Source organism: Paenibacillus rhizosphaerae, assembly GCF_014192015.1.
Taxonomy (GTDB): Bacteria; Bacillota; Bacilli; order Paenibacillales; family Paenibacillaceae; genus Paenibacillus_AQ; species Paenibacillus_AQ rhizosphaerae.
On sequence record NZ_JACHXJ010000015.1, the window covers coordinates 1 to 18435 of the forward strand.

22 protein-coding genes and 3 pseudogenes are annotated in these 18435 nt (G+C 42.4%); 18 read left to right on the top strand and 7 right to left on the bottom strand.

Annotation, left to right across the window (positions count from 1 at the left end):
• Positions 1 to 110: 110 nt before the first annotated feature.
• A complete protein-coding gene (locus FHS19_RS34290; protein ID WP_183587946.1) occupies positions 111 to 680 on the bottom strand; it encodes a TetR/AcrR family transcriptional regulator in 570 nt (189 codons plus the stop codon).
• Positions 681 to 829: 149 nt separating this feature from the next.
• On the opposite strand from FHS19_RS34290, the gene FHS19_RS34295 reads away from it, so the two are divergent.
• From FHS19_RS34295 to FHS19_RS34315, 5 genes are all read left to right on the top strand, one after another.
• Positions 830 to 1759: a ketopantoate reductase family protein gene (locus FHS19_RS34295; protein ID WP_183587949.1), complete on the top strand. Its 930-nt coding sequence runs from the start codon at positions 830 to 832 to the stop codon at positions 1757 to 1759.
• 372 nt (positions 1760 to 2131) lie between these two features.
• Positions 2132 to 2599 carry a hypothetical protein gene (locus FHS19_RS34300; protein WP_183587951.1) on the top strand — a complete coding sequence of 156 codons (468 nt, stop codon included), beginning with the start codon at positions 2132 to 2134 and terminating at the stop codon, positions 2597 to 2599.
• A 943-nt stretch (positions 2600 to 3542) separates the two neighbouring features.
• Positions 3543 to 3881, top strand: coding sequence for an ArsR/SmtB family transcription factor (locus FHS19_RS34305; RefSeq protein ID WP_183587953.1), 339 nt, complete (start codon positions 3543 to 3545; stop codon positions 3879 to 3881).
• 12 nt (positions 3882 to 3893) lie between these two features.
• Positions 3894 to 4397 (top strand): SRPBCC family protein, encoded by a 504-nt coding sequence (locus tag FHS19_RS34310; protein ID WP_183587955.1) that lies wholly within the window; start codon positions 3894 to 3896, stop codon positions 4395 to 4397.
• Between the two features lie 141 nt (positions 4398 to 4538).
• Positions 4539 to 5117: a dihydrofolate reductase family protein gene (locus FHS19_RS34315; RefSeq protein WP_183587957.1), complete on the top strand. Its 579-nt coding sequence runs from the start codon at positions 4539 to 4541 to the stop codon at positions 5115 to 5117.
• Positions 5118 to 5233: 116 nt separating this feature from the next.
• On the opposite strand, the gene FHS19_RS34320 is transcribed toward FHS19_RS34315, so the two are convergent.
• Positions 5234 to 5629: an ATP-dependent DNA ligase gene (locus FHS19_RS34320; protein WP_183587959.1), complete on the bottom strand. Its 396-nt coding sequence runs from the start codon at positions 5627 to 5629 to the stop codon at positions 5234 to 5236.
• Positions 5630 to 5875: 246 nt separating this feature from the next.
• On the opposite strand from FHS19_RS34320, the gene FHS19_RS34325 reads away from it, so the two are divergent.
• The 5 genes from FHS19_RS34325 to FHS19_RS35430 all read left to right on the top strand — a co-directional run bounded on the left by FHS19_RS34325 (position 5876) and on the right by FHS19_RS35430 (position 7814).
• Positions 5876 to 6064 carry a hypothetical protein gene (locus FHS19_RS34325; RefSeq protein ID WP_183587961.1) on the top strand — a complete coding sequence of 63 codons (189 nt, stop codon included), beginning with the start codon at positions 5876 to 5878 and terminating at the stop codon, positions 6062 to 6064.
• Positions 6065 to 6328: 264 nt separating this feature from the next.
• Positions 6329 to 6982: a recombinase family protein gene (locus tag FHS19_RS34330; protein WP_183587963.1), complete on the top strand. Its 654-nt coding sequence runs from the start codon at positions 6329 to 6331 to the stop codon at positions 6980 to 6982.
• A gap of 276 nt (positions 6983 to 7258) precedes the next feature.
• Positions 7259 to 7477, top strand: a complete 219-nt coding sequence (locus FHS19_RS35190; RefSeq protein WP_246426973.1) for a cupredoxin domain-containing protein — start codon at positions 7259 to 7261, stop codon at positions 7475 to 7477.
• Entirely contained in the window at positions 7459 to 7656 is a 198-nt protein-coding gene (locus tag FHS19_RS35425) for a multicopper oxidase domain-containing protein (RefSeq protein WP_376772030.1), read from the top strand. Before FHS19_RS35190 ends, FHS19_RS35425 begins: the two co-directional genes overlap by 19 nt.
• On the top strand, positions 7656 to 7814 hold the full coding sequence (locus FHS19_RS35430) for a multicopper oxidase domain-containing protein (protein WP_312887410.1): 159 nt from the start codon (positions 7656 to 7658) through the stop codon (positions 7812 to 7814). The genes FHS19_RS35425 and FHS19_RS35430 overlap by 1 nt, the downstream gene beginning before the upstream one ends.
• 153 nt (positions 7815 to 7967) lie before the next feature.
• Here FHS19_RS35430 and FHS19_RS34340 read toward each other — a convergent pair.
• From FHS19_RS34340 to FHS19_RS34350, 3 genes and pseudogenes are all read right to left on the bottom strand, one after another.
• Positions 7968 to 8206 (bottom strand): annotated as a pseudogene (locus FHS19_RS34340) (winged helix-turn-helix transcriptional regulator); the annotation flags it as partial.
• A 32-nt stretch (positions 8207 to 8238) separates the two neighbouring features.
• Positions 8239 to 8898 carry a type 1 glutamine amidotransferase domain-containing protein gene (locus FHS19_RS34345; protein WP_183587965.1) on the bottom strand — a complete coding sequence of 220 codons (660 nt, stop codon included), beginning with the start codon at positions 8896 to 8898 and terminating at the stop codon, positions 8239 to 8241.
• Positions 8899 to 8917: 19 nt separating this feature from the next.
• A complete protein-coding gene (locus tag FHS19_RS34350; protein WP_183587967.1) occupies positions 8918 to 9712 on the bottom strand; it encodes an SDR family NAD(P)-dependent oxidoreductase in 795 nt (264 codons plus the stop codon).
• Between the two features lie 151 nt (positions 9713 to 9863).
• Here FHS19_RS34350 and FHS19_RS34355 point away from each other — a divergent pair, with 151 nt between their 5' ends.
• A complete protein-coding gene (locus FHS19_RS34355) occupies positions 9864 to 10223 on the top strand; it encodes a winged helix-turn-helix transcriptional regulator (protein WP_183587969.1) in 360 nt (119 codons plus the stop codon).
• Positions 10224 to 10365: 142 nt separating this feature from the next.
• Here FHS19_RS34355 and FHS19_RS34360 read toward each other — a convergent pair whose 3' ends face one another.
• Positions 10366 to 11160 carry an SDR family NAD(P)-dependent oxidoreductase gene (locus FHS19_RS34360; RefSeq protein ID WP_183587971.1) on the bottom strand — a complete coding sequence of 265 codons (795 nt, stop codon included), beginning with the start codon at positions 11158 to 11160 and terminating at the stop codon, positions 10366 to 10368.
• 317 nt (positions 11161 to 11477) lie between these two features.
• Between FHS19_RS34360 and FHS19_RS34365 the strand changes: the two genes are divergently transcribed.
• Positions 11478 to 12641 carry an MFS transporter gene (locus FHS19_RS34365; protein ID WP_183587981.1) on the top strand — a complete coding sequence of 388 codons (1164 nt, stop codon included), beginning with the start codon at positions 11478 to 11480 and terminating at the stop codon, positions 12639 to 12641.
• Positions 12642 to 12667: 26 nt separating this feature from the next.
• Positions 12668 to 13062, top strand: a pseudogene (locus FHS19_RS34370) (VOC family protein).
• On the opposite strand, the gene FHS19_RS34375 reads toward FHS19_RS34370, so the two are convergent.
• Positions 12998 to 13177, bottom strand: coding sequence for a hypothetical protein (locus FHS19_RS34375; RefSeq protein WP_183587983.1), 180 nt, complete (start codon positions 13175 to 13177; stop codon positions 12998 to 13000). The pseudogene FHS19_RS34370 and the gene FHS19_RS34375 sit on opposite strands and share 65 nt — an antisense overlap.
• 325 nt (positions 13178 to 13502) lie before the next feature.
• Between FHS19_RS34375 and FHS19_RS34380 the strand changes: the two genes are divergently transcribed.
• The 5 genes and pseudogenes from FHS19_RS34380 (at position 13503) to FHS19_RS34400 (ending at position 18087) form a co-directional block, all read left to right on the top strand.
• The gene (locus FHS19_RS34380) at positions 13503 to 14018 is read left to right on the top strand and encodes a stalk domain-containing protein (RefSeq protein WP_183587973.1); all 516 of its coding nucleotides are present in this window, start codon (positions 13503 to 13505) and stop codon (positions 14016 to 14018) included.
• Positions 14019 to 14729: 711 nt separating this feature from the next.
• The gene (locus FHS19_RS34385) at positions 14730 to 15527 is read left to right on the top strand and encodes an SDR family oxidoreductase (RefSeq protein WP_183587975.1); all 798 of its coding nucleotides are present in this window, start codon (positions 14730 to 14732) and stop codon (positions 15525 to 15527) included.
• A 116-nt stretch (positions 15528 to 15643) separates the two neighbouring features.
• Positions 15644 to 16573, top strand: a complete 930-nt coding sequence (locus FHS19_RS34390; protein WP_183587977.1) for a phosphotransferase family protein — start codon at positions 15644 to 15646, stop codon at positions 16571 to 16573.
• A gap of 330 nt (positions 16574 to 16903) precedes the next feature.
• Positions 16904 to 17395, top strand: a complete 492-nt coding sequence (locus FHS19_RS34395) for a DinB family protein (protein ID WP_183587979.1) — start codon at positions 16904 to 16906, stop codon at positions 17393 to 17395.
• 187 nt (positions 17396 to 17582) lie between these two features.
• Positions 17583 to 18087, top strand: a pseudogene (locus FHS19_RS34400) (phosphotransferase-like protein).
• Positions 18088 to 18435: the final 348 nt, after the last annotated feature.

An 18435-nucleotide genomic window follows, 5' to 3' on the forward strand; every position in this document is an offset into this window, starting at 1 on the left:
GGAACAGCCTTCCGTCTTAAGTGTGCAAACGAATGGCCGTTTTGAACTGTCGTCTTCATCGTTATAAATTAGTGAAATTTTTCGGACGATATATACATTTTGATCCGCGTTTACCCTTCATTGACTACGCCAAAGATATAATACGGTTTTATCCCATTTGCAAATAGGCTATCGATCAGTTTGACCAATTCTTCCGACGATAAATCTTTGCCGTTACGTATCCAGAGGCGAAACAAAGATAGTAATGTTGATATGTAAAACTCAACCAGGTATGGCGCTAAGAAATCATTTGTTGGAAGATTCACAATCAATCTCTCAAAGGGAATTTCTCTTTTCAGGCGTTCAACAAAATGAACAGAACCATAGTCACCGAGGAGGGCTTTTAGGACAGAAATTTCTTCTGTATTTTCCAAGCATTGAAGCGCATCTTGGAAAGTATGCGTAGAAAGCTCCCTGCTTGCCATTTCCTCGTTAATGGATTTCAAAACCTTCTCTTCAACGTAGTTCAGCAACTCATAAATATCTGTAAAGTATTGATAAAATGTACTGCGGTTATATCCTGACTTGTTGGCAATCTCTTGAATAGATATTTTTTCAATTGGCTTTTGGCTATATAAATCACAGAACACATTTATAAAAGTCTGCCTGGTTTTGTCCGTAATTTCAGGTTGCTTTTTCATGATTTGCCTCCATTTCCGTTTCAATAGATGATCCGACAGATATTGAAAATCTGATGGTTGATGACTGTATGGTGAATCCATACAATATTATTATACAACACGTTGTTTGATCATCAATAAAGAATATCAACTCTTTGGGGGAGTCTAACATGAAAATTTTATTCTTCGGTAGAGGTGTAATATCGACCCAATATGCGTGGGCTTTCGAACAGGCAGGTCATACAGTTGAGTTTTACGTTAGAAAGGGGAGGAAAGAAACCTTAGGAAGCAGTATCGAGCTTGAAATGTGGGACGCACGAAAAGGGAAAAAGCTCATAAAAGAAAGCTGGAACGTCAAACTGCATGAGGAGATCCTTCCAAATTATGATCTCATTATTGTGAGCGTCAACACGAAACAACTTCCAGAAGTAGCACAATTCCTAACAACTGCCGCAGGAAATACCCCTATGCTCATATTCAATAACATTTGGCAAAATTTGAAATCATCGATCGCACCATTGTCTATAAACAATGTTGTCTTTGGCTTCCCTGGAGCAGGAGGTGGCATCGCGGACAATAAGCTTAGAGGCGGCTTTTTGAAAATGGTATTTCTAGAAAAACCACGGGCAGGCACTGAGCATATTAACAACAAGGTCAAAGAACTATTTGAAAGTGCCCATTTTAAAATTAATTGGGTAAAGGATATGCAAAACTGGCTATGGAATCACTTTGCCATGAACGCAGCGATGGAAGCCGAGGTGTTAAAACGGGGAAGTTTTCCAGCGGTCATGAACCATAGTGACTCATTCGCAAATGTTGGTAAGCATATGAGGGAAATGGTCCCTGTACTTAAAGCAAGAGGTGCAAAGCTTGATGCCATTTCTCTCCTGTTGACTAAAATTCCACCGGGACTTCTCGGCACACTTTTTAACAAGGTTATTTTTGCAAAAGGCAGCTTACCGCGGCTTTTTGTGGAATACAACAATAGTAGAGCAGGTTTTGCGGTACTTGAAGTTGTGAGAGAAGCAAAAAAGGCAGGCATACCTTTGCCGCGTCTTACGATGGTATTTGAAAATACTGAATATACAAAAGAAGTATAAAGAATCCGTCAAGTAGACAAGAATAAAAAGACACCATTATGCTGCGACCGTTTCTCGGTCCTCCACTGGGGAACGGTCGAGTAAGGATACGAAAAGCGCTAAACTTACCGATTTGCTAAGCAAGTCCTCACGTATAAAATCCAGCCTAAAACCATTTTACGACGAGGTGTACATGGTCGAGAATGATTGGTCAGTGGCCTACAGGCGTAATGCAGACGATCAGTACTCCAGAATTCAGCTGTATAAGACCGCAGAGCTACTCCGGCAGGCTTATAACGAGCTGGACGCGATACTCTACATATGAAGTTATTTACGAAGTTCGTAGATAAGACGTTATACGCAGTGCCACAAGTACATTTTTTAGGAGGATTTATGAAATCAATTAAAGTATTTATTTTTTTACTACTGACAATAGTTTTTCTATCTTCTTGTTCCGCTAAAGAATTGCCTCAATTTAATGATAAAGATCTTAAGTTCAATTTAATCGACTCATATAGCGATTTTGGAAATCTAGTTTATGACATAGAAGTTCAAAACACTGGCAAGCTTAGAATCGGATTTTTAAAGCTTTATATTTACTACCCTATTAAAGAAGACAATGGAAGTAGATCTAACCCTTTTAAAATTGAAGGTAAAACAGATATGAACCCAACAATACTAGAAACAAATGAGAAAACAACTTTTCATATATATGCTCCTATCAAAGATGTGTTTGGAGATAGTGCCTTATTGGATTTTGAAAACCCAGTTATAAATTTCGAAGGGGCTGTATTGGAAGGAGACAAGGAAATTCCTTTTAGTCTAGGTGGAAGTTTAGATTTAATAATGAAAGACCATTGAAGGAATTTGTAGTGAATTCGAGAAGAGTGGCACAGGTATAACATCATATTCACGCTTCGGGCCATTCGGCCCTCGGTCCGGTAGAAGTTAGAAGTGGATTCAGCGAGGCATTTCAGGTGCAGAGAAGTGAATTCATCCGGACACACCCGCACCACCTAACCGGCATCGCGGCCGTCCCTTCGGAACTTAAGGTGGTGTCTGGAATGTCAGACATAGCTGTTCTCTTTAGTAGTATCGGAAAGGATGCTGCAAAGATATTTACACAAAATCCTATCTTTGTGAAGTAATACGTTAAAGCTTTAAAGCATTGAATCATTTCGTATGGAACAAAAGAAACATGCCGCTGGAGAAGATTGGCCTGGTACTTCTCGTCAGTTGGGGCTAAATCGGCTGTTTCATTTCAAACTTAGTTGTGTGGAATTTATTCATGCAAAATGTTCCTACTCTTATATTAGAGACAAACGAATTCCCCTTAATACGTTCGTGTTTATAACACTCTTTTATTAAGTCTACTTACCAGTTTAACAAGCGCTTCATTTTCTGTTCTGTTTCTCCCTCTTGGCGAGGTTGGTAAATGGTTAATTTTAGTTCAGGTGCATCGTACACCTGAAGAGTATATGTTACGCTGGGGTTACCCAGCCCGATAATAAGAGCGCCTAAGCCGGATCGAACTTTCCCGGCCAAGGCGCTCTTCGCTCCTGTCTTTTATCTTATACGGGGAAGTACCAGCAAAGCTGAAGCCGCCCGAAAAGTAGATGTAATCGGAAAATCCGTACGCTCATGAGATCCGGTTTGTTTTGGGCAAGATTTTATAAATTTATTTCTTTATAAAGCATTTACTTTATAAAGGGAGTGTTGTATTATAAGGCTACAAACAAACGAAGACATCAAGTGACTATGCGACAGAACGAACAACTATAAGGAAAGGAGGAGCACACGATATATGCCGGTAGACATATTCTCGGCTTTGGCGGATCCGACAAGGCGAAAGATTTTGGAAATGCTGGCCGACCACGATGGATTTCCTGCATCGGATATACACAGTCAATTCCAGGTCAGCGCCCAGGCCGTTTCCCAGCATTTGAAAATTCTTCGTGAAGCAGGCCTGGTGCATGTGGAGAAGAAAGCGCAGCAGCGCATATATCGGATCAACACCGAAGCCATGGCTGAATTCGAAGATTGGGTGATCAGCATGAAACGACGCTGGAGCAGCCGGCTGGATGCGCTGGACACCGTATTGAAAGCCGAAATGGAAAAGTTGAAACAAACTCAGAAGGAATAGGAGCACTATCCGATGAATGCCAATTCCAGCAAGCAAGACATCGTCATTACGCGTGAGTATGATTATCCGGTGGAGCTCGTGTGGAAGGCGTGGACCGACCCGACGCTGGTTATGAAATGGTGGGGACCCGCGTACTATACGTCGCCTCGTTGTGAAATCGATTTTCGCGAAGGCGGGAAATATGTTTTCTGCATGCGCGCCCCGGACTCGCACGGCGGCTTGGAATCGTACTCGGCGGGCGTGTACAAGAAAATCGTGCCGATGCAGCGGCTTGAATTCAATCAATACTTGTCCGATCGTGAAGGAAATGCCATCGACCCGGTTCAGGCTGGAGTCCCTGCGGATTTCCCGGCGAACGTCGAGTTCGTGATCGAGTTCATCGCCAATGGAGATAAGACGGAGCTCAAGATTACGGAGTACGGTTGGAGCGTAGGAGAAATGATGAAGTATGCAATCATGGGGATGGAGCAGTCGCTGGATAAGCTGGCGGCAACTCTGCCCGAGATGCAGCAATAAAAAAACCTCCGGAGCCTTCTGCCACCTGTCATTGGGGTAATGTCGCGTGGCCGGAAGCTCCATAAGGTTAGTAACTGCAGAGCCAATATATCATATGGAAAATAAAAGTCAATCCAACCAATAAGAAACGAGGAGATATATATGGGTAAAATTATTGCTTCGGTAAGCTGCACGCTAGACGGTATCTTTACAGGCCCGCAGGACGATGTGAATAACATGGCGAGCTGGGCGATGCCCGGAATTATGGACTCCGTAGGCGACAATCTGGTTATGTTCCAGAAAGCCGGTGCGATCCTGATGGGACGGATCACGTACGAAGGCTTTGCGGGCTTTTGGCCGTTTCAGGAAGGGGAGTTTGCCGATGCCATGAACCAAACTCCCAAGTATGTGGCCACGCGCAATCCGGAGATTACGGAAGTGCACTGGGGAGATTACGGTGACAAAATATCTCTGCTCGCCGGAGATTTGAGCCAGAACGCAGCCAAGCTTAAGAGCAAAATCGAAGGCGATATTATCGTGCCAGCAAGCGCCGATCTTGTACAGAGTTTACTGAATGCCGGGTTACTGGACGAAATCAATATGATCATCCACCCTGTCGTACTCGGCAGCGGCAAAAAATACCTGGATGGCATTGCCGCAAAGAACGATCTGAAGCTCCTTGGTACTCAGCATTATGAGACCAGCGGCTCCATGAGAATGCGTTACGAGGTGGGCAAATAAGGTTTGGCATACACCCGGAGCCAAATCCGAATTCTTCAGAAGTATGAAGGTTATGAATATGATAAAAAGTTCATACTGAGAAGACAAAAAAGCAGCTGTGTAAGACACACAGCTGCTCATATATTGTTAAACGCTTCGAAGACCGGAAGACGTAACTTCCCCTCATCAGTCCAGTGTCTAAAGCGAACCTGGATTTGGATCGTGGGTTCTACATTTACAAAGCTTTTTGTCTCCCTTATTCCGGTCTTAAGCAGAATGGGAAAAGCCTTTATTCGAACGGGATCTGTAAGGCCGTATTTCAGCATGCCAACAGGTATCATTTTTCCATCGCGCATAACCCCTAATGCCCACGAGACTTCTTTCTTTGAGTACCCGGTCACATAGCAATCCTCACGCTGGTATACAACAACCCTTTCCCAGACGTTTTCCGGACGCTTTCCAACATGATATTTGCTGTTCCGCCGCTTAATGACGATTCCCTCAAGCCCCTGTTGGCGGCATAATTCAAACATCGGCACGAATCCATGATCCATGTAGCGAAGTCGTTTGATGTAGTGATTGAAACAGTATGCTAGGATCGGATTTCTACTTGTTTATTCTCTATCGGACACGAAAGTTTAACCATAAAAAGAAGGTAGTCGGTTTAGATGATAGGCTGTCTTCTTTGCGCTAACGGGCAGGTTAGATACAACGGTTATCGGGGAGAATGGAAAGCAAAATAACGCAACCGTGAGAAAAATCCGATGGAGGTTAACCCCTTGAAGCGAATAGGACTTAGATTCTTAGCCTTGTTTTCGGTCTTCTTTATCGGAAACCTTATTCTAAACGTGATATTTAAACCGGATGTGGATGTCGGTACTGCATTTTTAGTCTCATTTGGTGCCTCAACTGGCGTGGCTTTAGTTGAATATTACTTATTGAGAAAGAAACGCAAAGGCGATGATTAAGCTAACGGGGAACGTTAGTTCAACAAGAAAAATTTAAAGCTGCGTAAAACCTTCAATCTCTTTCGGAGAGAGGAAGGTTTTTTTGTTAGTTACTATTTTTCATAAAGGTATTTCTTGGCTTTAAAAATGTCTCATAAAGCATGCTTTTTGGAACAGCAAGAAAAGTACTGTTTTTTTGTTCCAAAATGTCCCAAAATATATTTAGAAACATCCCACTTGTAAGATGGGTATTTTGGAACAAAAAATAGTAAAGAGGGTACATAAATGAAGGTCGGATATGGCCGGGTTTCGTCAAAGGATCAGAACCCAGAACGGCAGCTCGTTAAATTTCGAGAATTGGGAATCGAGGATCGTTTTATATTTATTGATAAGAAAAGTGGTAAGGATTTTGACCGTCCTCGCTATCAAGCGATGCGGCTGATGATCCGTGAAGGCGACCTGGTTTATGTAGATGCGCTTGACCGGCTTGGTCGAGATTATGATGGGATCATTAGGGAATGGAAACATATTACACGCGAAGTCGGCGCAGACATTGTCTGCCTGGATAATGAAACCTTGTTTGATAGTCGGAAGTTTAAAACAATGGGTGACTTCGGGAGGGTGATGGAGGATCAGTTTTTAAGCCTCCTAGCATACGTGGCTGAGCAGGAGCGAAAGAAGAACCGTCAACGACAGGCGGAAGGTATTGAGGTTGCACGAACAGAAGGAGTTACATTTGGAAGACCACGGAAGGAAATCGATGATCGTTTTCTTCAGGTGTACCAGGAGTGGAAGAGCGGACTAATAACTGCAACCGAGGCTATGCGACAAATTGATATGAAGAGGACGACTTTTTACCGACGGGTTAGAGAAGTCGAAGAACAGGGAAATCAGGAAGCACAAGAAGCAGAAACTGAAGTTTATAACAGTTGGAGGTAAGGCATTAATATATTCGGCATCATCGCTCCATAAGCTAACGGGCAGGATAGCGCTAAGAATCATAGAATACTTTTATTAAAAATAATTGGTAGAGTTGTTTTGTATTGATCTATACAGCAGAGGAATTTGTACGACTGAGAGAGAGCGAGATCCCGGAAGAATACCTTAGAGCAGCTTGGGATGAAGTACCTTTGGAAGTTTGGATAGAGGTTATTGAAAACCATCCCAAAATGAGATTTTGGGTAGCGCAGAGTAAATCATTATAGCATAATCACAATGGATGGCCACGATCTTCATGAGCCTGGGGTGCTGAAAAATGTTCAATTCCAAATAGCGGTGGGGCAACGCTACGATCTTCACGTGCAGATGCCACAAGAAGGCAAGGTCATCGTCGCAAGCGATTCAGGTTTGCGAGCAGCACTGCCCCGTTCCAATTATTCGCTGTTCGACTGGTTAATGGGGATAGCTTCCATGAAATCCTCCCGGTCGTTGTGAGAGAAGGTCAGCGCGTGAAGCTCGCGATTATCAATGAGGGGGGAGGGGATCATCCTTTTCATCTGCATGGGTACGTTTTTCAGGTATTAAGCCGGAATGGCTACCCGCTGAGTGGCAACCCCGTTATTCTAGATACGTTGGCAACGCAAGAAGGGGGGAAGCATATGAGGTTTATGTAATAGCGGATAATCCTGGTTTATGGATGATGCATTGCCACAATCTGATGCATGCTTCCATGGGGATGAGCATGATGTTTAATTATGAAGGTGTTTCAACGCATTACCGGGTGGGACAAAATCGGGAAATCTACCGGATCTGTAATGAAAACGCACTATAAAGCTTCTCAAGCATAGGTGGTAACAAATCGAGGAATGGTTACAGAGAGGGGAAATTAAGATTTAAGATATATAAAGTGAAAAGCAGACCATCCTGGCCTGCTTTTTGTGGTGCTCTCAGTAATACTTTGAAATTTGAAGGATGGTGTCCTATATTAATGGTTCAGCATGCTCATTTCAATAACGTCATCTTTGTTTCCATAAACCTTCACAATATGACGCTCTCCCCACTTGCACAACGAATCCAGAATATCCTTTAGCGACCAGACTCTACCATCGGTGGAACTTGGTTAAAAACTTTCCGTTCAATTACACCATCACTTTCCAGTTCACGTAGTTGTTGAGGGAGCATCTTCTGCGTGATTTCAGACATTAGTTTTTTTAACTGACTTGTTCAATCTTTTGCCTAGGATTTTTATCAGATCTTCAATGGCTCAAATGCTTGATAACGGCATCAGCAACTGCAAGAGTTGATTGGGGATTCTGGCCAGTAATTAGATTGCCATCGATTTCAACGTGACTAGTCCAATTTGGTGCAGCAACAAAAATTGCACCCAATTCGCGAATTTTGCTTTCGAGCAGAAATGGTAAATCTGATACAAGGCCAGTCTGACTTTCTTCATGATTAGTAAATGCATTAACCCGTTTTCCAGCAATCAACGGATTACCATTTGATAAGGTTGCACTGACTAACCCCGCAGGGCCGTGACAAACCGCGGATACTACTTTGTTGCTTTCATAAAACTGTTGTAAAAGCTGTTGGAGCTTTGAGCTGTTTGGCAGATCATACATCGTACCATGTCCGCCCGGAAGGAATATAGCATCAAACTGACTCACAGAGATTTCATCTAGTGGCACGGTGTTCAAAAGGTGTTTTTGAGAATTTAAAATTTCTACTGGAGTATTAACATCAATGCTATTTGGATCAACTGACGATTTGCCCCCGAGGGGACTAGATACAACTACCTCGTAACCTTGTCTTTCAAATGCTTCATAAGCTTCGGCAAATTCCGATAGCCAAATCCCCGTTGCTTTACCTGGCTTAATCTCCGAATGATTCGTCACAACCATTAATATTTTTGTCATCCTTTTATTCTCCTTATAATTAAATAATAGACTGGATAATACCGCCTTCGACTCGTTGGGCGATGCCATTGATAGCAGCTGCGTTCACGGAGCTCAGAAAAACGATTGTATCAGCTACTTCTTCAACGGTGGCGAAACGCTGAATCAAGGATGTAGGCGTGCTTTCTTGGAAATACTCTTGGATGAATGGTTCGAGCTCTTGCCCTTTTTCAGTAGCCAAGTCCGTAATGAATTTAGCGAATCCTTCTGTCCAAGTTGGGCCAGGCAGCACAGAGTTTACAGTAACACCAGTACCTTTCGCCAACTCGGCCAAACCCCGAGATAATGTAATGAGGGAAGTTTTAGAAACCCCATAAGGAACCAATTCCGGATAAGGTTTAATACCTGCTTCGCTGGCAAGATTGATGATACGACCCCATTTCTTCTCGATCATACCAGGGAGGAATGCGCGGGAAAGCCTCACGGAACTAAGTACATTGGTTTGATAATAGCTCAGCCATTCCTCATCCGTAACATCTGCAAAAGGTTTTACCTCAAAAACCCCCGTATTGTTAATGAGAACATCTAACGAACCCAGTTTATTAACTTTTTCCACGAGAATCTGGCTTTCTTCAGCATTGGATACATCAGCTGCAACTCCGTAAACCGTCCCGAATTCCGAAAGTTCATCAACAGTGGCTTGAACACTCTTCTGCGTTCTGCCATTGATAATGACACGAGCACCTTCCTGCAAGAAGCTCTTAGCGGTTCCCTTGCCAATTCCACCCGTAGATCCCGTAACAAGAACCAGTTTATTCTCTAATCCTAACTTCATATTGATTACCTCCGATTTAGAATTTGTTGATCGATTTAGATCATGTGATCATTCTAGAGGGATCATGAAAAAATAAAAAGTACGCACTATTTAGTGCCATAAACACTTTGTGGTAATATAGGAACTAAAAAGTGCTAAGGGTGTGCTTTATATGAAAAGATATAATATTCCAGTAGAGGCCGCGTTAGAGGTTATAGGGGGCAAATGGAAGGTAGTCATTCTGTGCCATTTGATCCTAGGTACAAGAAGAACAAATCAATTAAAAAAACTAATGCCGAATATCACACAAAAGATGCTTACCCAGCAGTTACGTGAACTCGAAAGTGATGGTGTAATTGAACGAAAAGTATATAATCAAGTTCCACCGATGGTTGAGTACACATTAACGGAGTATGGTTGGTCACTTAAGGATATTCTGGACTCGTTGTGTAAGTGGGGCGGGAATCATATCGTGAAGGTTCATGGAAGCAACCACGAGCTTCTTGAAGAGAGCATACTGAACAACCATTAAGACAAGAACGCGATGCTTCTTGAGTTTTAATGTATTTCTATAATACAAAAAGCAGGCTAGCATTCTAGCCTGCTTTTTGTGTTCCGAAATGTCCAAGTGTGTGAATAGGAATAACGGATTATTCCTAAATCATAATTATTTGTTAAATAATATGTTGAACCAAGCCTCCGTCAATTCTTAGTGCGGCGCCGTTTATCGCTGAAGATAAAGGACTGCTTAGGAACGTAACAAGATTAGCGACTTCCTCCGGTCGAATAAACCTCTTAATGATAGAGGTTGGCCGACTTTCCGTCATATACCTCGTTTCTGCTTCCTCCATTGTCATTGCGTCATTAGGATAAAGAGTCATTAGCATGTTTTTGACGCCTTCCGTCAGCGTTGACCCAGGCATTACCGTATTTACAGTCACCCTCGTCCCAGTAGTAAGTTCCGCCAAACTTCGTGAAACTGAAAGTTGCATTGCTTTCGTAGTGCTGTAACGAGTCATATCCACGGGGGGGGGGACGGCAGCCTCGCTGCCAATAAACAGGATTCGGCCGTCCTGTTTTTCGATCATACGATGCAAGTAAAACCGGGAGAGTCGTACGCCGCTCATGATGTTAACATCAAAAAATTTATACCAGTCAGAATCAAGCGTTTCAAAAAAATTGACCTTCTCGAAAATCCCTACATTGTTGATCAGGATGTCAATCTCAGGATGTTCCGAAATGATCCTCTCATAACCTTGTTCAGATCCCAGATCGGCGACAGCAGTTTCAAGAGTTGCACTGGGATGACGGTCCCGTATATCCTTAATCGTTTGAATAATGCTGTCTTCATTTCGTCCATTAATAAGGACATGAGCACCTTCTGTAGCCAATGCGATTGCGATTGCTTTGCCTATTCCGGACGTAGAGCCCGTAACCAACGCTTTCTTTCCTTGCAGATAAAGTTCCATTATGATTCCTCCAATAAAGGTAATAGGGTCAACCCAATAATGAGACTATATGGAGTGATTTTGAAGTGCGTACTTTTAGGTGACATAGATACATAGAAGTGCCTATCAGACAGGAACTTTTTTGTGCCATAGTACCTCAAAAGTGTTTATCGAACTTATAAGTGCGTTCTTGTCACCGGTGAAATATAGAGCATAATTAGGTAAAGTCGACACCAAGTTTATAGCTGAAGGGCCCTTGGCTATGATTCCTATAGGAGGAGTTTAAAATGATTTCAAGTTCTCATACTGTAGCAAAAAAACAGTCAAATATAAGGAACATGTTTGCTTTACTTGCCTTAGCGATTAGCGCATTTGGGATAGGTACTGCTGAATTTATTAGCGTAGGTTTATTGTCACAAGTATCAAATGATCTTAGTGTATCCGTAACGACTGCAGCTTTAACGGTGTCTCTTTATGCGCTTGGAGCAACTGTTGGAGCTCCTATATTAACCGCTCTGACATCAAGAATACCTAGAAAAACATTATTGTTGATATTATTGGTCATTTTTGTACTTGGAAATACGATTGCGGCGCTTTCTACTAGTTTTACGATGCTGCTATTTGCCCGTATTATTACAGCATTGTCACATGGAGTATTTATGTCTATCGGTGCGACTTTAGCTGCTAGTCTTGTTCCGGAGAATAAGAGGGCTAGTGCAATTGCTATCATGTTCACAGGATTAACAGTCGCTACGATAACGGGAGTGCCAATCGGAACATTTCTAGGTCAGCTATATGGTTGGAAGTTTGCCTTTGTTGGTATTGCCATTATTGGAGTCATTGGCTTGATCGCGAACAGTATATTGCTTCCTTCAAAGATGGCCAAAGGTGCTCCTGCTTCTTTGATGGACATGATTCGATTAGTTACTAATGGGCGTCTGTTATTAGTATTTATCATAACAGCTTTAGGATACGGGGGAACATTTGTTGTATTTACGTACCTTTCGCCTCTACTTGAAGATGTTATGCACTTAAATGATAGTTCAATCAGTTTGGTTCTACTCGTGTACGGTATAGCGATTACTATTGGGAACATAATCGGAGGTAAAGCGTCCAATAAAAAAACTATTCGTTCTCTGCTGTTTATGTTTTTGGCACAAGCCATCATTCTATTTGTTTTAGCATTTACAATTCCCTTTAAAGTAGCCGGATTGATCACACTTATTATTTTAGGACTATTTGCTTTTATGAACGTACCTGGACTTCAAGTCTATGCAGTAACCTTGGCACAACGTTATGTCCCTAACGCCGTTGACGTTGTTTCCGCGATTAATATTGCTGCATTCTTTGCCGGTATTACGTTAGGATCTTACCTAGGCGGAGTTGTTACTGATTCCATTGGACTTAGTCATACGCCTTGGGTTGGAGCAATTATGGTACTGCTAGCCGTTGTATTAACGGGATGGAATGTTATTTTGGAAAGAAAGAATCAAAGTAAATAAAAAAACAGAAAATGGAGCGATTTACAATGACAATTCAAAGATTAGATCATGTAGGCATTATGGTAAAAAACATAGAAGATTCCATTCAATTTTACGAGCGTGTTTTTGGTCTTGAGGTACTTAATCGAATGCCGATGGAACTGCAAAATTAGCCTTCTTGGGCTTTCCCAATTCACTAAAAACGGAAATAGAGCTGATGGAGATACAGGGGTATAGTACGAGGGAAATGCCGGTCGGACGTGTTCATCATATCGCTTTTAATGTCGATGATCTTAATGATGAGATTACACGTCTTCAAGCGATAGGAATTCCTCTGTCACGTTCCGAGGTTACGACATTACCTAATGGCTCTAAATTCATTTTCTTTGTTGGGCCGGATGGTGAATATTTGGAGCTATTTCAAACTCTATCAGCTCAATAAAGTCAGAAACGGCGGCAGGCGTTAGAGTCCAGCCGCCTTTTTTGGTAATATGGAATTCAACAATTGCAATTACCGTGGGAAACGATAACATGATAATCAGGGAGCAGCCCGCCACGCGGCAGCTGCTCCCTGTTTTCTTTAAGTAACGGACAGGATAATTTAATAAGCCTAAATAGAATTATGCCTGGAACTTGTGAATGTATAGAACTCATTTATGACATCAAGTTCACTACAACAACTACTGTAATGAATTGCGGGGTGACAAGAACATTATCTCATTCCCGACGATGGTTACATAATGTGGTGTATACTGACCAATTTCCTGATATCAATTGGACAGAGTATTAAGCTAACGGGCAGGATAGTGCAACAAATCAATGGCAGTTGCGTTAAATTTGGTGGGTATAAAATAATTGATTAACTGTGAGGTGAAAGTCTTAATGGTTGCATTATTCTTAGTAGGTGTTAATTCTGTATTTGCAAGTACAGATCCTTTTGAACAGCGAGCACAGCAAAAATTTAATGCCAATCGTCCGACTGAAGTAACCGTCCGTATTGACAAAAAAAATACGACAAAAACCTATAAAAACAATTTCGTTCCAATTCGATTTTTATTTGAGAAAACTTCAGAGCAAATTACATGGAATAATAAAACCAAAACCGCAACAGTTATTAAGAACGGGAAGCGGATATTGTTTACTACAAAAGATATTAAAGGTTCTATAAACCAAATTGTCTGGCCAAAAGGATGGTTAATCCTTAAAGATGGAAGAACTTACATAGACATGATATATCTCAATCAGATATTTGACCGTTACGGAAATTATGAAACAAATTCAGAAGAAAGTGCATGGGAACAAAAACTGGGTTTTATTGGAATAGCTTACATTGACAGCATCTACGGTGGAAAAAATTCAACCGAACATGTCTTTGTAATGTTTGATAAAGAAGATTAATCATTTATTCATTCGGAAAGTGCTCTCTGCGATTTCATCATTAAGCTAACGGGAAACGATAGATCAATGGCAGCCGCCCCAAAAGCCGGCTGTTTTTTTCATTAAGCTAACGGGCAGGGTACTTCCAATTACTGTATAATGAGGTTGGAGTTGTGGGCCTAAATTAGCTTTATCGGGGGATGGTTCAGTGAATGAGTTTTTCATAATAAAGTTAATCATCTAGAAACCTGTAAGTTGATGCATCTCGTTGAAGAAAGTACGCGCGAAGGATTTCGTCACCTCAAACGGCTAATAGCTGACTATGAAGCCGGAACCAATAAATTTGATAGATATGGGGAAGCTCTCTTCATCGCTATAGAAAACGGCGATATTGTAGGGGTATGCGGATTGAATCATGGAGTGCATCTTGACTAACTGTTATTTATTCCATAGTCTGAAATTATTGGAGATGGAAGAAAGGGGACTCGCTATTCCATGTGGATAACCTTGTAATGGTTTGATTGAATTTGATCGCATGACTCGGTCATGGGCATTATCAATGGCCTGATTCGTCATGCTGATTCTCAGCCATTCAAGGGATGCGAGCAACCGTTTGATCAAACCGTTGCGCGGATACTTGATGTATCCGTTTTTTTATTTTATGCGGCGGGAATTACCCATCTCCATACGATGACGGTGCTCTCGTGTTCTCATAACGGGAGGTAAATCTAAATGACCAGATTACTTGGAAAAATTGCCATAGTTACGGGGGTGAGTCGTCCCGGCGGTATAGGAGCTGCAATTTGCCGGGCATTTGCCGCTGAAGGCGCCAGCCTATTCTTTACTCACCTGTATGACTACGATAAAAACATCTATCCAAATGATGCCGACGAATGTTGGCCTGATCTTTTCGCTGAAGAACTACGTCAATGGGATATAAAAGTCGGACACTTGAAGTTGGACCTTGCCTTACCTGGGTCATGGACCATTCTGCTAGAAGAAGTACGGAAAGTGGTTGGTTTTCCGACCATCCTTGTTAATAACGCTACTTATGGCGTCGGGGCAGATTTTCGGCAGTTAAACGAGGCTCTCATCGACGCACACTGTGCTGTGAACGTGAGGGGGACATTCATGTTATCGGCTGAATTCGCGCGTATGATTGAGGCTAAGCAGAATACCTATTCCTCCCTTAGCAAATTCGGTGGCCGAATCATCAACCTAACTTCAGGTCAAGGTAAAGGCCCCATGCCTGGAAATCTTGCCTATGCCGCTACAAAAGGTGCCATTTCTGCTTTTACCGAATCGCTTGCTGCAGAATTGGCTCCGCTTCATATAACAGTGAACGCTGTTGATCCCGGTCCTACTGACTCAGGCTGGATGTCCGAAGAAATAAAAAAAGCGCTGCTGCCGCAATTCCCCATGGGTCGAATCGGTCTTCCAGAGGATGCAGCACGTCTGATCACTTTTCTCGCAACCGAAGAATCCCATTGGATTACCGGTCAAATCATTCATTCCAGAGGTGGTTTTTAAGACCTAATCTATTCCGTAAAAGCGGGACAATAGCTCAATCATGACAAGACGGCAGCCGGCCACTGTCCGTCGCGGTTATTATCAAAATATTGATGTCAGAGGGAAGGGATACACCAATGAAATCGTTTAAGCCGGAAATGACAATCGAACGTGCCGAACAATTATTACAGACCATTGAATTTGAGACCGTCGCCGATATCGCCCCGATCGAAATGGGAGAACTGAGTAAAGTGTTTCGCTACCGTTTGGGCACACAATCGTTCGTCATTCACTTTAAAAGCAACAGCGAAACTGTGGGCAAAGTCAAGCTGATATCCGACCGTTACTCGTCGGCAATGCCGATCCCGCGAATCGTGAAGGTAGGCATTTGCGACGGATTGCCATATACCATATCTGAGCAAGCGGTCGGGAGTCCAGTCATTACACAGCCCAAAGAAGAGATCGTCCGTGCCTTACCTGATTTGATCGAGCGGTTCGCTGCTATGAGCCAAATTCCTGTTGATCCCTCGAGCGGCAGCGGTTGGATTACGCCTTCCGGAGAAGGTTCGTCTACCTCTTGGATCGATTGGCTCGCATCCGTTTTCAAGGATGAGCAAGAAGGATTTTACGAGGGATGGATGTCGCTGTTTGAAAGCAGCTTTCTAGAAAAAGACTTATTCGACCAAACGTATGCCGAGATGATCGGGCTTGCGCAGTATGCGCCCAAGGAGCGGTATCTTGTTCACGGCGATTTCCATCTCGGCAACATGCTTTCGGACAATGGACGAATAACGGCGATCGTCGATTGGGAGATGGCGATGTACGGCGATTTTATGTTCGACGCAGCTGTTCTGCACTTATGGGTTCCGCAAATCGGGTTTCCGGATCGGCTTCGGAAATTTTTTGAACAGAAGGGGAAAGAAATCGCCCGTTTCGAGGAAAGGCTATTGTGCTACCAGTTATTCAAGGGACTCGATGGGCTGCGATTTTACGCCAAGAAAGGCGACAAGCCGAGTTACGACTTTATGAAATCCCAATTGATCCCGCTCCTAAAGCAGGCAAAGTAGAAGGCGGCATAACAAGATCCAGGACCTTAAATGTAGAAGGTCGAAGGACAAGAACATAGTCCCATTGAAAGTCGCTAGTTTAGCGGCTTTTTTGTTTTATCGGTACAAGTTCTTGTCCCGAGCCCAGGACAAGAACTTGTACCGATTGCCGTAATGGACAAGAACATGAGCCGATTACCGATAAGATAAGTATCTAATTCCATGCAATCTCATTAAGCTAACGGGCAGTATAGTTTAGATAAAGTAGTTCTGCCCCTAAAGACATATGGTACAATTCCAGGAGCTATTGATAAATCATATTAAGGTTAACCACACGTTGGGGGGATTGTAATGGATGACTTTGTGGGCAAGGATGAACTTCTGCGTCGGCTTCATCATGGATATAAAGAATTCAATGAAGGAATCAAGCGGCTTTCGCCCGAGCAGATGGAAACACCCGGTGTGAACGGTAAGTGGAGCATAAAAGAGGTCATCTCCCATTTTATCGCTCATGAACAGTTCGCCTTGACTGAGATCCGCTATGCGCTTGCAGGCAAGCAATACGAGCCTGAGGATACCGATATCAATATATTTAACGAGCAGGCAGTTACAGCTCGGCGCAATCAATCTCTTGAACAAATCACTCTGGCATGGGATGCCTCCTTTAGACAGGTTGTAATGGTCGTAGAAGAACTGCCGGAATCCGCATTTGAATCATTCGGGGAATTCACCCGGGTGCTAGGGGATACTGTTGACGGAGCACTTGGAAACAATACTTATCAGCATTACGCAGAGCATCTTTCAACCATAATGAATTGGACTTCTAAGCTCCCTAGAGGATAATTGCGGGAACAATAACTCCATGAAGAACATTTGAAGGCAGCCGACCCCAAAGCCGGCTGCTTTTTTCATTAAGCTAACGGGCAGGATAGTTCAATCGTTTCTCGAATATTTATCAGGGATAATTAATGAAATTAGTGAATATAACGTTATTTAAAAGATACGCAAATCTGATGTGAGGGTGATTCGTTTGAAGCAAGGACTGATTGTATTCTTGAACGGAACGTCAAGTTCTGGAAAGACCTCCATATCGACTGAACTGAAAAATCAGAAAGAGATTCCTTTTTATCATTTATCAATTGATGAGTTTTTTAGTAATTACAATGATTTTGTTAATAACAAATTTCCAGATGAACCTCCAAGAGGAATAGATCATCAAGTTGTCTCGCAAATAATTGATCATTCCATATTCTCAGTGTACCTTTCGACGATTAAATTGTTATCCGAATTAGGTAGGTGTAATATGCTCGAAAGAAGAACTCACAAGAAGAGAGCAAATCAGAGGAGATCGGATGATTGGACTTGCCCATTCCCAGTTCGACTACATATATTCCTTTAATGATTATGATCTTGAAGTGAACACGGAAGAACTCAGCCCAGTTGAATGTGCCGATAAAATATTAAGTTTTATTAAGTCCGATCAGGATTACTCAGCATTTAAGAAATTAAGTAGAAGAGAGATGAGTGTTTCATAGAAGGCGCGTATCCATCAGATAACACCATATTCAAGCATAGGGCTATTGCCTCTCGGTCTGCCCGACGGATTTCGGGATTAAGCTAACGAGGAACAATAGTTCAATAAAGGTGCGGTAGTCTAGGATTTCATTCTCTCGTCCAAGGTAGCCGATTCCTGAATCCAAGCAAATTCTGGGCCTCGCTTTTTTTCTTGCTCCTTGAGTCGATTCGACATAAGATAAATGACTTTTTTTTCTTATTCATCATACAACAGCAACACTGACATAACGTTGTCAGTGTTGCCATTGTATGATGAATACATAAATAAACTACAAAAACCGGAGGTAACTGAAATGAAAAATCATACT

Bases quoted from the DNA above. Each gene is read 5' to 3' on its own strand.
- FHS19_RS34290 (WP_183587946.1), bottom strand. From the start codon at position 680: ATGAAAAAGCAACCTGAAATTACGGACAAAACCAGGCAGACTTTTATA.
- FHS19_RS34295 (WP_183587949.1), top strand. From the start codon at position 830: ATGAAAATTTTATTCTTCGGTAGAGGTGTAATATCGACCCAATATGCG.
- FHS19_RS34300 (WP_183587951.1), top strand. From the start codon at position 2,132: ATGAAATCAATTAAAGTATTTATTTTTTTACTACTGACAATAGTTTTT.
- FHS19_RS34305 (WP_183587953.1), top strand. From the start codon at position 3,543: ATGCCGGTAGACATATTCTCGGCTTTGGCGGATCCGACAAGGCGAAAG.
- FHS19_RS34310 (WP_183587955.1), top strand. From the start codon at position 3,894: ATGAATGCCAATTCCAGCAAGCAAGACATCGTCATTACGCGTGAGTAT.
- FHS19_RS34315 (WP_183587957.1), top strand. From the start codon at position 4,539: ATGGGTAAAATTATTGCTTCGGTAAGCTGCACGCTAGACGGTATCTTT.
- FHS19_RS34320 (WP_183587959.1), bottom strand. From the start codon at position 5,629: ATGTTTGAATTATGCCGCCAACAGGGGCTTGAGGGAATCGTCATTAAG.
- FHS19_RS34330 (WP_183587963.1), top strand. From the start codon at position 6,329: ATGAAGGTCGGATATGGCCGGGTTTCGTCAAAGGATCAGAACCCAGAA.
- FHS19_RS35190 (WP_246426973.1), top strand. From the start codon at position 7,259: ATGGATGGCCACGATCTTCATGAGCCTGGGGTGCTGAAAAATGTTCAA.
- FHS19_RS34345 (WP_183587965.1), bottom strand. From the start codon at position 8,898: ATGACAAAAATATTAATGGTTGTGACGAATCATTCGGAGATTAAGCCA.
- FHS19_RS34350 (WP_183587967.1), bottom strand. From the start codon at position 9,712: ATGAAGTTAGGATTAGAGAATAAACTGGTTCTTGTTACGGGATCTACG.
- FHS19_RS34355 (WP_183587969.1), top strand. From the start codon at position 9,864: ATGAAAAGATATAATATTCCAGTAGAGGCCGCGTTAGAGGTTATAGGG.
- FHS19_RS34360 (WP_183587971.1), bottom strand. From the start codon at position 11,160: ATGGAACTTTATCTGCAAGGAAAGAAAGCGTTGGTTACGGGCTCTACG.
- FHS19_RS34365 (WP_183587981.1), top strand. From the start codon at position 11,478: ATGTTTGCTTTACTTGCCTTAGCGATTAGCGCATTTGGGATAGGTACT.
- FHS19_RS34380 (WP_183587973.1), top strand. From the start codon at position 13,503: ATGGTTGCATTATTCTTAGTAGGTGTTAATTCTGTATTTGCAAGTACA.
- FHS19_RS34385 (WP_183587975.1), top strand. From the start codon at position 14,730: ATGACCAGATTACTTGGAAAAATTGCCATAGTTACGGGGGTGAGTCGT.
- FHS19_RS34390 (WP_183587977.1), top strand. From the start codon at position 15,644: ATGAAATCGTTTAAGCCGGAAATGACAATCGAACGTGCCGAACAATTA.
- FHS19_RS34395 (WP_183587979.1), top strand. From the start codon at position 16,904: ATGGATGACTTTGTGGGCAAGGATGAACTTCTGCGTCGGCTTCATCAT.